At 59.1% G+C, this 14,009-nt stretch carries 12 protein-coding genes and 1 pseudogene; 1 reads left to right on the plus strand and 12 read right to left on the minus strand.

Going from position 1 to position 14,009, the window contains the following annotated elements; genetic code table 11:
* Nucleotides 1-475: 475 nt before the first annotated feature.
* On the minus strand, nucleotides 476-1,276 hold the full coding sequence (locus A4A58_RS26345) for a LuxR C-terminal-related transcriptional regulator (protein ID WP_244499876.1): 801 nt from the start codon (nucleotides 1,274-1,276) through the stop codon (nucleotides 476-478).
* Nucleotides 1,277-1,920: 644 nt separating this feature from the next.
* On the opposite strand from A4A58_RS26345, the gene A4A58_RS26350 reads away from it, so the two are divergent.
* A complete protein-coding gene (locus A4A58_RS26350) occupies nucleotides 1,921-2,604 on the plus strand; it encodes a LuxR C-terminal-related transcriptional regulator (protein ID WP_068737789.1) in 684 nt (227 codons plus the stop codon).
* Between the two features lie 950 nt (nucleotides 2,605-3,554).
* On the opposite strand, the gene A4A58_RS26355 is transcribed toward A4A58_RS26350, so the two are convergent.
* From A4A58_RS26355 to A4A58_RS26405, 11 genes and pseudogenes are all read right to left on the minus strand, one after another.
* Nucleotides 3,555-4,082, minus strand: a complete 528-nt coding sequence (locus A4A58_RS26355; RefSeq protein WP_068737790.1) for a 4-vinyl reductase — start codon at nucleotides 4,080-4,082, stop codon at nucleotides 3,555-3,557.
* Nucleotide 4,083: 1 nt separating this feature from the next.
* On the minus strand, nucleotides 4,084-5,061 hold the full coding sequence (locus A4A58_RS26360; protein WP_068737791.1) for a dipeptidase: 978 nt from the start codon (nucleotides 5,059-5,061) through the stop codon (nucleotides 4,084-4,086).
* 76 nt (nucleotides 5,062-5,137) lie between these two features.
* Nucleotides 5,138-5,857: an ABC transporter ATP-binding protein gene (locus A4A58_RS26365; protein ID WP_068737792.1), complete on the minus strand. Its 720-nt coding sequence runs from the start codon at nucleotides 5,855-5,857 to the stop codon at nucleotides 5,138-5,140.
* Nucleotides 5,854-6,642 (minus strand): ABC transporter ATP-binding protein, encoded by a 789-nt coding sequence (locus tag A4A58_RS26370; protein ID WP_068737793.1) that lies wholly within the window; start codon nucleotides 6,640-6,642, stop codon nucleotides 5,854-5,856. Before A4A58_RS26370 ends, A4A58_RS26365 begins: the two co-directional genes overlap by 4 nt.
* Nucleotides 6,639-7,805 carry a branched-chain amino acid ABC transporter permease gene (locus A4A58_RS26375; RefSeq protein ID WP_068737794.1) on the minus strand — a complete coding sequence of 389 codons (1,167 nt, stop codon included), beginning with the start codon at nucleotides 7,803-7,805 and terminating at the stop codon, nucleotides 6,639-6,641. The genes A4A58_RS26370 and A4A58_RS26375 overlap by 4 nt, the downstream gene beginning before the upstream one ends.
* Nucleotides 7,802-8,707 (minus strand): branched-chain amino acid ABC transporter permease, encoded by a 906-nt coding sequence (locus A4A58_RS26380; RefSeq protein ID WP_244499877.1) that lies wholly within the window; start codon nucleotides 8,705-8,707, stop codon nucleotides 7,802-7,804. Before A4A58_RS26380 ends, A4A58_RS26375 begins: the two co-directional genes overlap by 4 nt.
* A gap of 28 nt (nucleotides 8,708-8,735) precedes the next feature.
* A complete protein-coding gene (locus A4A58_RS26385; RefSeq protein ID WP_068737797.1) occupies nucleotides 8,736-9,920 on the minus strand; it encodes a branched-chain amino acid ABC transporter substrate-binding protein in 1,185 nt (394 codons plus the stop codon).
* A 267-nt stretch (nucleotides 9,921-10,187) separates the two neighbouring features.
* On the minus strand, nucleotides 10,188-11,039 hold the full coding sequence (gene purU / locus A4A58_RS26390) for a formyltetrahydrofolate deformylase (RefSeq protein WP_068738008.1): 852 nt from the start codon (nucleotides 11,037-11,039) through the stop codon (nucleotides 10,188-10,190).
* Nucleotides 11,040-11,141: 102 nt separating this feature from the next.
* Nucleotides 11,142-11,267: pseudogene (locus A4A58_RS31870) on the minus strand (dihydroneopterin aldolase); the annotation flags it as partial.
* 67 nt (nucleotides 11,268-11,334) lie between these two features.
* Nucleotides 11,335-12,624 (minus strand): serine hydroxymethyltransferase, encoded by a 1,290-nt coding sequence (glyA, locus tag A4A58_RS26400; protein ID WP_068737800.1) that lies wholly within the window; start codon nucleotides 12,622-12,624, stop codon nucleotides 11,335-11,337.
* 9 nt (nucleotides 12,625-12,633) lie between these two features.
* Nucleotides 12,634-14,007 carry an L-serine ammonia-lyase gene (locus A4A58_RS26405; RefSeq protein WP_068737802.1) on the minus strand — a complete coding sequence of 458 codons (1,374 nt, stop codon included), beginning with the start codon at nucleotides 14,005-14,007 and terminating at the stop codon, nucleotides 12,634-12,636.
* Nucleotides 14,008-14,009: the final 2 nt, after the last annotated feature.

Below are 14,009 nucleotides of genomic sequence, written 5' to 3' on the forward strand. Positions count from 1 at the left end.
CGAACCGCAATGGCATTGACGAGAAAACTAGACGCTGACTATCCACACGTCTTCGTGCGTTTGCATGAGATGTCGGAAGGATAGTTGGATTGCACGCGAGCACACGTACTGCAGCGGCAATGCCGCAGTTAGCAATAGCGCATGATGGGATGGGATAGACCGGACCTGACTTCGGCTGCATCGCTGGCGTGTGATATCGCGAGGCGCGATTGACATCTCTGCGATTGGAAGGACGACGACGGCCGCAACGAGCCGACTTTTCAGCAAGCCTGTTAGAAACTGACGCCCGGCATTCGTCACGCGCGCAAGCGACATTGCACTAACCGTCGCCGAAGATCGGTGGAATAATTTATGGAATCGCATCACGACAGCACGCGCGATCGTCAGTGCCCCACGCACCTATGCCGATCGTTCACCGGCGAGAGCGCTACCGTCCGACAACCATCGAGCGCTCGCCTACGCCAACAATCGCTGACTATTTGCCGATTCGTGCCGTGCCGCAGATCTTTCCGTTGATGCCCTTACGGATCAGACCGTCGATGCGCGAGACCTCAATATGATTTGGCTCGTGGTTGCTCACACCCAGTGGCACTGGCGTCTCGTTTTTCTTGATCTCAGAGATCATCGCAACGGGATTTGAAAGCCGACCTTTCGAATCGCCAGCTAAAGGCGGGGAGTTGCTGTTCGCTGGCTCGGCCAGCGATCCGTTGTTCATCCCCCAAATCGCGGCCTGTGTCCGATTCTGGACTCGGAGCTTGCGAAGGATCGCCTTGACGTGGACTTTTACAGTTGCCTCGGCGATATGGATCGTTCGCGCGATGCTTTTGTTGGAGGCGCCTTCAATCAGGCAGTGCAAAATTGATTTTTCCCGCGGAGACAGCTGCGGCGTGGTCATATCTTCTGTCGCGATAAGAATCGCCTGCGTCTTGTTTTGGTCGCGCGACCCCGTCTCGCCTGAGTGACTGCCTTCGGGAGCAAGAACAGATGATAGAAATTCCGGAGGAAAAATCGTTTCACCCATCATTATCAGTTCGATGGATTTTATGAATACATCGCAGGTCATAACGTTGACAAAGTAGCCGTTGGCACCTGCCCGAAACGCCGAAGCCAGTTCGTCCATTCGATAATGATCGGCGACGATCGCAATGCGCCCGCCCGGATGATAGTCCCTGAAAAGTTCGATTTGTTCAATCGCGGCGTCAAAATCATCGCCGGTGTGAGCAATAAGAAGCAGAGGCTGGTGTGCTTGCGGTTGACCCGGGAGCAAATCATCCACGCTTGATACTGAGGCTAGGATACGAAAATTTGCTGAGCGTAAAATCCTGGCAAGACCTTCTCTGAGTAAAGTATTTTTCCCAACGAGAATTGTAAAAAAAGATTGTTGCCTCCGCATCGCGACCCTCCCAACCATACGCAAACTGATTTAAAAAAAACGGAGCGATTGAAATTCAGCTCATTCTTGGTGATCTGTCGGCGGTTAAGCCCCGCTTCTTCGGCAGAAATTTTGGCATTGGAATATTTTCAGTCGGCAAGAAACTATGTCTTTGTAGAAGCGTTTCGTCGTCGAATTGAAGAAGCCTCCCTTCTCGTTTGCGACGATTTTATGAATGTTAGATGCGAATTCTCGATCTCCCTATATACCTTTAGTTATAGGCGATGGGCCGGTACTGAGGGATGTCGTTCATAATAGTAAACGGGGTAATCACTGCAGACTCCGTAGTGGGAGTGCGTGCTTCGTCATATAGGTCATCTATCCTTGAGTGATAGTTTAAGACACGTCCACCCAAAGTTGTGACGCGTTTTCGTTGTTGCGTTGCGATGTAGCGTAACGAATTTGAGCCTCCAGAAAATTAGGTTAAGAAGGGAATATCGGGGGTAGCGTGGAGTTTAACTTTTGGGGGGCTAGGCTGAGGACCGCCCATGCGTTGCACCAGTGTGGTGATCGCAGACCGCCATCCTGTGGTTCTGCAAGGTTTGACGAGCGTGCTTGAAGCGCAAAACGGCTTCAAGGTTGTCGCATGCTGTAGCAATGGCATGAGCTGTATCGAAGCGATCCGAAATTTAACGCCGGACATCGCCGTTATCGACATCGCAATGCCGGGCCTGACCGGGCTGGAAATCATTACCATCGCCAATTCCGAGGGGCTTTCAACGCGGGTCGTCTTTTTCAGCGCCATGGTTGAAGATCGCCAACTGGCTTTATCGGCCGCGGCTGGCGCCTACGGTGTCATCCTGAAGGATGTGCCTCTCGAAACCCTGGTGCAATCCTTGCGGGAGATCGCGACTGGCCAAAGGCTATTGCCGCTCCCCTCGGTCAATCACGTTATATCTTCCGAGCAAAAGAATATCGCGATCGCGGAGAGTGTCCTGACGGTGCTGACAGAGCGCGAGCGTCAAATCATGCGCCTGGTCTCTGAAGGGTTGTCGAACAAGCAAATTGGGCGACGGCTGAATATTGCTGATGGCACCATCAAGCAGCATCTCCATCACATCTATCAGAAGCTTGAAATCAACAACCGGACAGTGCTTGCGGCGCTTGCTATATCCCACAATGAACGTGGGGGCTTTCTTGAGGATCGGGCTCTGTCGGTTCATTGTGATTGAGCGTCTGCAGTCGCGCGCTGACCCGTGTGCCACTTCCACGCTGATGCGGGCACTGATCGGCACACAAGCCTGGTCGACTACATCCATCATGCCTCCAGCCCGGAGGTCGAAAGGACGATTCCCCGCGGCCTGACTTGCATCCCTCTGCTATGCTTCGGAAATTATAGCGATGCATGCAGCCGTGCATGCGCCGACGTAGGCGCATGAGGTCGTGACCACCGCCGAATTTGTTGCCACCATCAAGAGCGAAGCGAGATAGGCTTGGGCGTGTCGCCGTCCTTGCCATGTCGATGGCCGAGCCGACGCTGAAATAGTACGGTATGACCTCTCCCAGACAGCGGTCGAGATAGATCATCTTCGGCGCGTCCGGCCATGCGAACGGGTCGCCAACCGCTGTAACTGTTCGTGGGCAACGGGCAGAACTTTCATGTTGCTCAGTAGCGAAAAAACCAGCGTCAGAATGCGCGGACGCAACTGATATTTGCCACTGACGGGTTCGTAATCGAGGTAACTCGCGTCCACCAAGGCTCGGGTTAGCCGGGACACGGTCGGCCTCGGAAGGTACTCGACGAGATTCCCAAGACAATCTCGGAGAAGCCTATCGAATGCGCTTGTATCGACCGATTGCGCCGAGACGGGACAATCCCATAGGGCGGAAACCCTCGCGGTCGTTGCGTGGACGCGCTACGAGGCCCACCATGAAATGTTAGATTCCAATCATGGTTCTACGCGGAATACTCATACGGCAAGCCGCCCCTGGCGGCGCAGACCCACGATCATTCGCGCGATAACTCACGGCGACCCAAATGCGGCAGCACCTAACGAGGCAGCGGCACCGCTGCCGGAGGCCTCTCGTCTACTGCAACTTTCTGAATGCTTAGCCGATCTGATTGCCCTAGCCAGGCTAGGCGCGTCTCAATACCGTTGCAGACGGATTTCGCCGGCTCAAATTAAGCCGGCTCGACCTTGAACAGACAATGATCGTACACGCCTTCAGCCTCGCAATAGACCTCCTGCGCCCGCAACCTGACGTCACGACCGGCACTTGCGGCAACATATTCGAGCGAGCCTTCGAGCCAGGACGCAAACATGTAACACACCTTGCGACCACTGTTGCGGCGCTCGCCATCAACCATTGCCGAATTACGCAAGCGCACTGTCGCCGTCCCTGCTTCCGGCGATACGTCGAGCACGTCAAACTGGCCCCATCCGCGCTGCGTGATGCGGCGCATATAGTGGCGGAACACATCGACGCCGGACATGCCGTGGAATTCGGCTTCCTTTTCGCACCAGTAATAGGCCGAGCGATGGCCGGCCGGCCGCAGAATGCGCTCCAGCTCCGCAGCTCCTACCGCCGCCTCGATGGCGAAGTGGTTGTTCATATAGAAATGCTGCGGCACCAAGATCATATTGGTCGCGTCGACCGACCAACGCCCGGTCTGGTCATCGACATTGATGTCAACCTGCGGCTTACCCATCTCAGGCCCCCCAGACAGTCTTCAGGAGATTGATCCAGTTCTTGCCAATGACGGCCTCGATGCGTGAGGCCTTCCAGCCGCGTTTCTCCATGGCGGCGGTGAGATTCGGCCATTCGCCGATAGTCTTGATGCCTTCGGGATTGATGACGTCGCCGAAATTGGTGAGGCGGCGGCCATACCCCTTGTCATGGGTGATCCAGTCGAAGAATTCCTGGCCATAGCCCTGCGTGAAGTCGGTGCCTATGCCGACGCTGTTCTCGCCGCAGATATCGATGACGTATTCTATTGCCTCGACATAATCGTCCACAGTCGATGCCGGACCGCGCTTCAGGAAAGGCGGGAACATGGTGACGCCCACAAAGCCGCCGTGATCGACGATGAAGCGCAGTTGCTCGTCGGACTTGTTGCGCGGATGCTCCTTCAAGCCGGCTGGCAGGCAGTGCGAATAGGCAACCGGCTGCTTGGAGGCGAGGATGACGTCTTCGCTGGTCTTCGATCCGACATGCGACAGGTCGCAGAGGATGCCGAGGCGGTTCATCTCGGCGACGACCTCGCGGCCGAAGTCGGACAGGCCACCGTCCTTGGACTCGTAGCAGCCGGTGCCGACCAGGTTCTGCGTGTTATAGGCCATCTGGATGATACCGACGCCGAGCTCCTTGAACAGGCCGAGATAGCCGATCTGATCCTCGATACCGGTGACGTTCTGCCAGCCCAGGATGATGCCGGTCTTGCCTTCCTCTTTGGCCTTCAGGATGTCAGCGGTGGTGTAAACTTGCTTGAGGATGTCGTCGTTGTCTGCGAACCAGCGCTTCCACTTGACCACATTGCGCATGGTGGCTTCGAAGCCTTCCCAGACGCAGCAGGTGCAGTTGGCGGCGGTCAGTCCGCCCTTGCGCATGTCCTCGAAGACCGGACGCCCGAAGTCCGAGATGATCAATCCATCGACGACGATGGCGTTTTCATGAATGGTTGAGGACATGACGTTTCCTTTCAGATGATAGTCTGACTTTTCGTTGTGATGCGGCAGCCATCAGCTAGCGCGACGTTCTTTCTGATCAGTGCGCTCCACCGAAGTAAGCGCTTTGGACTTCCTCGTTCTTTGCCAGCATCTCGGAGTCGCCCTGGACAATGATCCTGCCTTGCGACAGCACATAGCCGTAATGGGCGATGGCGAGGGTCTGGTTGACGTTCTGCTCGACCAGGAGAACCGTCACGCCGGTTTCGTTGAGCCGGCGCACGATGTTGAAGTTCTCCTGCACGAACAGCGGAGACAGGCCCAACGATGGCTCGTCGATGATCAAAAGCTTGGGATCCGTCATCATTCCGCGGCCGATCGACACCATCGCCTGCTCGCCGCCGGACATGGTGCCGGCAAGCTGCTTGGCGCGCTCTTTCAGGCGCGGAAACACCTCATACACCTTGCCAAGGCGCGCTTTGACCGTCTTCTCCGCATTGACGAGATAGGCGCCGACCCGAAGATTCTCTTCGACTGTCATCTTCGCGAAGATCCGACGCCCTTCGGGAATGCAGGCAATCCTGAGACCGACGATCTCATGGGTCGCCATCTGATCGAGCGTCTTGCCTTCGAAAGCGATGGAGCCGGCACGCGGCGGCGTCAGCCGCAGAATCGAGCGGATCAGCGTCGATTTTCCGGCGCCATTGGAGCCCAGAATACAGGTGATCTTGCCCGGCTGCACGTCGATCGAAATGCCGGACAGCACGTCGGCCCGGTCATAAGCGGTGAAGATGTTCTCGACAGTGAGATGACCGCTCATGCTTGCCCCAGATAGGCTTCGCGGACCACAGGATCGGCCGCGACATCACGGAATTTGCCTTCACAGATCTTCTTGCCGTAGTTCAGCACGACGCAGCGATCGGTGACGCGTTCGATCAAGCCCATCTCGTGCTCAACAATGATGATCGTGAGCCCGCCGAGCGATTTGCGGATGCCGAGAATTTCATCTACCACCTGATCCGTCTCGTCATGGGTCATGCCGGCAGACGGTTCATCGAGCAGCACAAGCTTTGGCTTGCCTATCAATGCGCGGCAGATCTCAACCCTGCGCCGATCAATCATACCGAGCGATATCGCCGGATCGAACAGTTTGTCCGGCAACGCGGTATTGAAGACCCCCAGCAGTTCGCGAGCTTCCTCCGCGATCTTCCGCGCTTCCGCAGCGAATGCTTTCCGCTGCACGACATTGTGCCAAAGGCCATTGTTCAGCGTTCGCTGCGCACCCAGCGCAATATTGTCGAACACCGACAGCGACAAACACAGGCGCGATCGCTGGAACGTGCGCGACAGTCCATAGGACGAGATATTGTGAGCCTTCTCGCGGGTGATGTCGATGCCACCCAGCGAGATCTTGCCGGCACTAGCGGAATAGACGCCGCTGATCACATTGAGAAACGTGGTCTTACCCGAGCCGTTCGGCCCGATCAGTCCGAGCACTTCGCCATTGCGGACGTCAATGTTCAGCTCATTAAGTGCGAACAGGCCGCCGAAACGAACCGTCAAGCCGCGGCTCTCGAGCAGCACGTCGTTGGACAAGCTCGTCATGCGCTTGCCTCCGTGTGCAGTTTCCGGACCCGGCGCGCCACGAGGCCGTCCGGGCGCATGGTCAGGATCGCAATGACCAGGACGGCATAGAAGATGAGCCGGTATTCCTGGATGAACTGGAGCTTTTCGGGCAGTAGGACGACGATCAGCGCCGCCGGCAACACGCCCCAGCGATTGCCGATGCCGCCCAGGATGACGATGGACACCATCACCAGCGAGTCGCCGAATGTGAAATTCGCGGGCGCGATGAACCCCGTCATTTTCGCATAGACCGCCCCCATCAGGCCGGCCAGGAAGTTGCCGAGCGTGAATGCCAGCACTTTCCAGTAAGCGATCTTCAGTCCGAAAACGGATGCCGCGGTCTCGTCGAGGCGCACGACATCGAACCAGACACCGACCCATGAGCGATCCAGCAGTCCGACAAAGATCATCGCCAGCGCCGTCAGAATACCGGTCAGGATCACGTAGTTCACATAGGACGACAGCACGAGGCCGAAGATGTGGATGTCATTGGTGAAATCCCAGCCGAACAGATTGATGCCGGGAAGCTTCAGGCCTTGCGGACCGCCAAAGAAGTCATTCGCGTCGAGAAAGACGTTAAACATCACGCCGAACGCCATGGTCGTCAGCGCGCCGTAATGTCCGCGGGTGCGCAGCACCGGGAGGATGAGCAGTGAGCCGATGAAGACCGCGACCAAGCCGCCGCAGACCAGAACCAGCGCATCGGGCAGACCGCCCTGCTGCCCCAGCATCGCCGCGGTATATCCGCCGGTGCCGGCGAAAGCTGCGGCTGCAAAGTTGGTCAGGCCAGCATAGCCCATCTGCACAGTGAGGCCGAGGCAGATGGTCGCGTAGATCAGCACCGTTGCCAGCATCAGCAGGCCGAAATTGTCGTCGCGCAGCACGAAGATGACGGCAAGCGAGGCCAACGTGAGCAGGCCGCGCAGCAGCCAGGGATTTTCGGAAGCGGCGACTTCCGTCGCGGCGACGCCTCCGAACCGAGCGGCGCAGAAGCAGACCGCAGCCGTGATCGCCAATGCGGCACCGAGCAATTTCTGGTTTTCGATCAGGACCAGCGCCGTGAGCGCCACTGCAGCGAAGGCCACAGCGACAAACAGTGGCCACACCGGCCCCCGTGCAAGCGTCCGAGAGGTCGGCGTCATACCCGCTCGCTCCCGCGTTCGGCGAGAAGCCCGGTCGGTCGCCAGGTGATGAGGACGATGATCAGCACGAAAGCAAACACGTTCTTGTAGTCGCTCATCGACGGCATCGCGGCGACGACGAAAGTCTGCAGCCCCGCAAACAGATAGCCGCCGATGATCGCGCCCCAGATATTGCCGAGACCGCCGACGATCGCAGCCGTGAAGCCGATCACGGCCAGCAGCAGGCCCATGCTATAATTGATCTCGCTGTAATACAGCGCATAGATCATGCCGGCGAAGCCTGCGGTGATGGAGCCCAATGCAAAGGTCAGCGGGATGATGCGACCGAAATTGATCCCCATCACACGTGCCGTTTCGGTGTCTTCGGCCACCGCCCGCATCGCGAGGCCGAATTTGGAGTGGTTGATGATCCAGTAAACGGCACCGATCGAGGCGGCGCCGGCAATGATCAGAATAATAGCGTCCGTGCGGAAGAACGACGGACCGATATTGAAGCCTCCGGCCGGCAGCAGCTCCGGAAAGCGCTGCGGATTGGTGCCGTTCGGAAAGAACAGCCGGATGGCTTCGCGGATGGCCGTACCGACCATCATCGTCATCAGCAGCATGTTGAGCGGCGGCGCATTGCGCAGCGGCATGATGAGGAAATGCGAAATGCCGGCGCCGACCACCGCGGTCAGTGCCATTGCCACGCACAGCGCGACAATGAACTGCAGCGGCACCGACAGTCCCAGTGCGTTCGCCGCCCAGACGGCGACGAGGCCTCCGAAGGCGCCGAGCGTGAGCACGTCCCCGTGCGAGAACTTGATCACGTTCATGACGCCGAAGAAGATGGTGAACCCCATGGCGACGAGGCCATAGATCGTTCCTTGCATCAAGCCGTTCAGCAGGTGTTGACCGATCATACCCATGGGATGTCCCGACGATCCGCGCTTACGGCAGGTTCTTGAGCTTGCGCTTGCCGGACACGTATTCGCTTTCTTCCCAGACCACCCACTTGCCGTCCTGGACGACATAACTCGTGGTCAGCGGCGTGATGTTCTGGCCATGGTCGTCGAAGGTGACCGGACCGACGATGGACGGACGGTCCTTCACATCGCCAAGGTCGGTGGTGACCTTGGCGCGATCCGGCCCGACCTTCTCGATGGTCTCCATGACCAGACGGGTGGCGACATAGGCGAACGGTCCATAAGCTTCCGGCGGTTCGGAATAGCCGGCAGCCTTGTAGGCATCCGCAAACATCTTGCCGCCCGGCATCTTGGACAGCGGCGGGCTGTCGAAGAAGGTCAGCGTGCCTTCGGCGAGCTCCGGACCAGCGGCGTTGACGAAGGCATCGCCCATGATGCCGGAATTGCCCTCCAACTGCGCGTTGATGCCGAACTTGGCCATCTGCGTGCGGAGGCGCGCGCCGAGCGGCGTCAGGCCACCAAAATAGATGACCTCCGGATTGAGCTCCTTGATCTTGGTCAGCTCGGCCGACAGATCCTGCTGATCCGGCGGGACCGAGAAGCTGCCCAGGATTTCATTACCGTTCTCGAGCGTGAACTGGGTGAAGTACTTGTTCATCGACTTGCCGTAGTCCGTGGAGTCGGCGAATGACACGAACTTCTTGTAGCCGCGCGCCTTCATGAACTGCGCGCCGATGCGGTTCTGGCCGATCAGGATGCCGCTGACGCGGTGCACTTCAGGATATTTCTTGGCATAGGTAATTTCGGGCAGCACTGCCGCCCACACGACCATCGGCATCTTGAAGCGATTGAAGATATCGACGGTGGCAATCGCGGTAGCGGAACAGTAATGCGGGATCGCGGCAATGATCGAACGATCGGACGCGATCTTGGTGACGACCTGCACGCCCACGTTGGGCTTGCACTCGTCGTCAAGCACGACGAGCTCGTACTCATATTTGGTGTTGGGCTCGGCATTCATCAGCTTCACGGCCAGTTCGGCCGAGTTGCGTCCGCCAATACCGTGAGGCGAAATAGCGCCGGTCAGCGGACCCACGAAAGCGATCTTCACCTTGTCCTTGGCGAAGGCCGCGCTGAAACTGCCAAAGGCCAGTGGCAACACGCTCGCAACGGCCAATGCGGCCAAACCACGCTTGCTAATCGTCCCCATCGCTGATCCTTCCAGGTTGATCCAGCCTGCAACGCTAGTGGTCCGCGAATACGGCAGATAGGATGCACGCGCGCTGTTGCTTGTAGAATTGCGTCATAACTACCGAATATCGACTGCCTGTTCTTGGTTGGCGCGCCGCGCTGCTCGTCGAGACTGTTTTGCGTAGCAAACACAATGATTTCCGCTGCGCTGCAAAATTCATCCCGAAGATTAAATCTTGGCCTGTCTATGCTTTTCAAACGAGCATTCGTCGTCGCCTTCCGGGCGCTAGAACACCACCGTCCTGCGTCCATTCAAAAGGACACGACGCTCGAGATGAAGCCGCACCGCGCGCGCCAGAACTCGCGACTCGATGTCGCGCCCAACGGCGACAAGATCGTCCGAGGACGACGCGTGCGTCACCCGTTCGGTTTCCTGTTCGATGATCGGGCCCTCATCGAGATCCGGCGTCGCGTAATGCGCGGTAGCGCCGATGATCTTGACGCCCCTGTCGTGAGCCTGGTGATAGGGCCGCGCGCCCTTGAAGCTCGGCAGGAAGGAATGGTGGATGTTGATGACGTGACCATAGAGCTTGCTCGACAGGTCGTCCGACAGGATCTGCATGTAACGTGCAAGGATGACCAGATCGGCGCCTTCCTTCAAATACAGCTCGTAGAGTTGCCGCTCTTGCTCTGCTTTGGTCTCGTTGCTGACGGGCCAGTGGTAGTACGGAATCCCCGCCTTCTCGGCGATCGGTTCGCAGTCACGGTGGTTTGACACGATCGCGACGACCTCGGCTTTCAGCCGGCCGACTTTAACCTGATACAGCAGCTGCTCGAGACAATGGTCCGACTTGGAGACCATGATGATCACCCGGGGACGCGACGCTGCATCGACCAGAACGGCGTTCATCTCGAATCGCGACAACACCGGCTTGAGCACCGATTCCAGTGTCCTTCGACTGACCGCATCCGGCGTCTCAAAAGCAATCCGCATGAACAGGCGGTTGGTCGTCCGGTCCCAGAACTGCGCGCTTTCCAGGATGTTGCTATCGACATCGGAAATCGCCGTCGCGACGCTCGACACGATGCGCGGGCGATCCTGGCAATAGAAGGTGAGTATCCAGTTCTTCTTCGTCATCTTGCTTGTCTCGGTGGTGGGATCAATCGCGTGGCTGCGATCGCTATGAGGTGAAAACATGTTGGTGTGGCTGCCGCGCAGCGGGATCCGCGGACGCCTGCATCACGCGGTCCGACGATGCCTGTCGGCGCGATATCGCTTCAGCCTTATGCCGACGTCTTCGAAGATCGCCGTGATCGGCGCCTGCGGCTTGTGGACGGTGACGCGCACGGCGCTGGCGCGCGTGAACATTCAGCCCTTGGATGAATATCCCGTCCGCCTGCCCCTCTCCGACACGCTCCATCAAGCGGCCTGATCAGGACCGATAGATCGGGAACGACGCAACCAGCTCGGCGACGCGGCCACGTGCCTTTGCCTCGACCTCCGGTGCTCCCTGGTCTGGGGCGCCGGAATTCGCATCCAGGACGGCGGCAATGAGCTTGCCGACTTCTTCGAATTCACCGACGCCAAAGCCGCGCGACGTCGCGGCCGGCGAGCCGAGCCGGATGCCCGACGTGATGGTCGGCTTCTCCGGATCGAACGGGATACCGTTCTTGTTGCAGGTGATGTTCGCCCGCCCGAGCGCCGCCTCGGCGAGCTTGCCGTTCAGGTTCTTTGGCCGGACATCAACCAGCATCAGGTGGTTGTCGGTGCCGCCGGTGACGATCGGATAGCCGGCCTTTGAGAGCGTGTCCGCCAGCGTGCGCGCATTGGCGACGACGTCGGCCGCATATTGACGGAACGAGGGTTGCAGCGCTTCGCCGAACGACACGGCCTTGGCGGCGATGACATGCATCAGCGGCCCGCCCTGCAGTCCCGGAAAAATCGCCGAATTGATCTTCTTGGCGAGGTCTTCGTCATTGGTCAGGATCAATCCACCGCGCGGTCCGCGTAGCGTCTTGTGGGTGGTCGAGGTCACCACATGCGCATGCGGGAACGGCGACGGATGAGCGCCGCCGGCGACGAGACCAGCGAAATGCGCCATATCGACGAACAGATAGGCTCCGACCGCATCCGCGATGCGGCGGAACGCAGCAAAATCCCAGAACCGCGAATAGGCCGAGCCACCGGCGATGATCACCTTCGGCTTGTGCTCCACTGCCAGCTTCTCAAGCTGCTCCATGTCGATGGTGCAGTCGTCGCGGCGAACGCCATAGCTGACGACGTTGAACCACTTGCCCGACATGTTCGGCTTGGCGCCATGGGTGAGATGACCGCCTGCCGCAAGATCGAGGCCCATGAAGGTGTCGCCAGGCTTCATCAGCGCCATGAAGACGGCCTGGTTGGCCTGGCTCCCGGAATTCGGCTGCACATTGGCATAGCTGCAGCCGAACAGCGTCTTGGCGCGCTCGATCGCCACCTCCTCGACTTCGTCAGCGAAGTGACAGCCGCCATAGTAGCGTCGGCCGGGATAGCCTTCGGCATATTTGTTGGTCAGCACCGAGCCCTGCGCCTGCAGCACTGCACGCGAGACGATGTTCTCGGATGCGATCAGTTCGATCTCGTCACGCTGCCTGCCGAGTTCTCCGGCCAGCGACGACGAGATGGTCGGGTCCGCTTGGGCGAGATCGGTTGTGAAGAATGCCTCGCGTTCGGCTTTGGTCATGGTCTTCCCTCAACATTCTGCCAGATTGACAGCGAGACCTCCCAACGAGGTCTCCTTGTATTTCGATTGCATGTCGCGCCCGGTCTCGCGCATCGTCGCGATCACCTTGTCGAGCGGCACCACATGGGTGCCGTCGCCCTGCAATGCGAGCGACGCCGCATTGATCGCCTTCACCGCGCCGAACGCATTACGCTCAATGCATGGCACCTGCACCAGCCCGCCAATCGGATCGCAGGTCATGCCGAGGTGGTGTTCCATACCGATCTCGGCGGCGTTCTCGATCTGCTCATTGGTGCCGCCGAGCACGGCCGCCAGCCCCGCCGCCGCCATCGAACAGGCCGAGCCGACCTCGCCCTGGCAGCCGACTTCCGCGCCGGAAATCGACGCATTCATTTTGAACAGCGCGCCGATAGCGGCGGCTGTCAGCAGGAACACGCGCATGTTTTCAGGTGACGCCTCGCGGCAATGGTCGCGGAAATAGCGAAGCGTGGCCGGGATGATGCCGGCCGCGCCATTGGTCGGTGCCGTCACCACCTTGCTGCCCGCCGCATTCTCCTCGTTGACCGCGATCGCATACAGGCTGACCCAATCCATCACCTCATGCTGGGCGCGGCTGTTCGAGCTTGCAGCGGCGACAAGGCGCCGATGCAGTGAGGGCGCGCGGCGCTTGACGTTCAGCCCGCCCGGCAGCTGCCCCTCTTTGGTCATGCCGCGATCGATGCAGTCCATCATCACCTGGATGATGCGATCGAGCCGCTGCTCGATCTCCTCCGGCGGGAGCGACGACATCTCGTTGGCCATGACGATCTGCGCAATCGACAGACCGGTTTTCGCACCGATCTCGAGCAGCTGCTTGCCCGACCTGAAAGGATGCGGGACGGGAACGTCCTCGACGATCCCGTCGACGCCGACCTGCGCTTCCGGAACGACAAAGCCGCCGCCGACGGAGCACCAGCGTTCACCGTGAAGGACATGACCGGCCGCATCGAAGGCGGAAAGTGCCAGCGTATTCGGATGGTTTGGCGGCTCGGTCACGCCGTCGAAAACGATGTCATTGGCGAAATCGAACGGGACATTGCGCCGCTCGGCCACCCGCAGCGTGCCCGCCGCGCGGGCGCCATCGACCAGCGTCTCCGCGTCTTCGGGATCGATCGTTTCCGGAAACTTGCCGGCAAGACCGAGAACAACCGCCTTGTCGGTGCCATGACCGCGACCGGTCCAGGCCAGCGAGCCGAACAGCTCGACCTTCACGCGCGCGAGATCCTTCAGCAGACCGCGCTCCGCAAGCTGGCTGGCAAACAGCGCCGCGGCCTTCATCGGTCCCATCGTATGCGATGACGACGGCCCGATGCCTATCTTGAAGAGATCGAACGTTCCAATCATCG

It is taken from the genome of Tardiphaga robiniae (genome assembly GCF_001618955.1).
Lineage (GTDB): Bacteria > Pseudomonadota > Alphaproteobacteria > Rhizobiales > Xanthobacteraceae > Tardiphaga > Tardiphaga robiniae_A.

Excerpts from the sequence above, each read along its gene's own strand:
- A4A58_RS26385 (WP_068737797.1), bottom strand. The coding sequence starts at position 9,920 with ATGGGGACGATTAGCAAGCGTGGTTTGGCCGCATTGGCCGTTGCGAGC.
- A4A58_RS26375 (WP_068737794.1), bottom strand. The coding sequence starts at position 7,805 with ATGACGCCGACCTCTCGGACGCTTGCACGGGGGCCGGTGTGGCCACTG.
- purU (WP_068738008.1), bottom strand. The coding sequence starts at position 11,039 with ATGACGAAGAAGAACTGGATACTCACCTTCTATTGCCAGGATCGCCCG.
- A4A58_RS26380 (WP_244499877.1), bottom strand. The coding sequence starts at position 8,707 with ATGATCGGTCAACACCTGCTGAACGGCTTGATGCAAGGAACGATCTAT.
- glyA (WP_068737800.1), bottom strand. The coding sequence starts at position 12,624 with ATGACCAAAGCCGAACGCGAGGCATTCTTCACAACCGATCTCGCCCAA.
- A4A58_RS26365 (WP_068737792.1), bottom strand. The coding sequence starts at position 5,857 with ATGAGCGGTCATCTCACTGTCGAGAACATCTTCACCGCTTATGACCGG.
- A4A58_RS26355 (WP_068737790.1), bottom strand. The coding sequence starts at position 4,082 with ATGGGTAAGCCGCAGGTTGACATCAATGTCGATGACCAGACCGGGCGT.
- A4A58_RS26405 (WP_068737802.1), bottom strand. The coding sequence starts at position 14,007 with ATGATTGGAACGTTCGATCTCTTCAAGATAGGCATCGGGCCGTCGTCA.
- A4A58_RS26360 (WP_068737791.1), bottom strand. The coding sequence starts at position 5,061 with ATGTCCTCAACCATTCATGAAAACGCCATCGTCGTCGATGGATTGATC.
- A4A58_RS26370 (WP_068737793.1), bottom strand. The coding sequence starts at position 6,642 with ATGACGAGCTTGTCCAACGACGTGCTGCTCGAGAGCCGCGGCTTGACG.
- A4A58_RS26350 (WP_068737789.1), top strand. The coding sequence starts at position 1,921 with ATGCGTTGCACCAGTGTGGTGATCGCAGACCGCCATCCTGTGGTTCTG.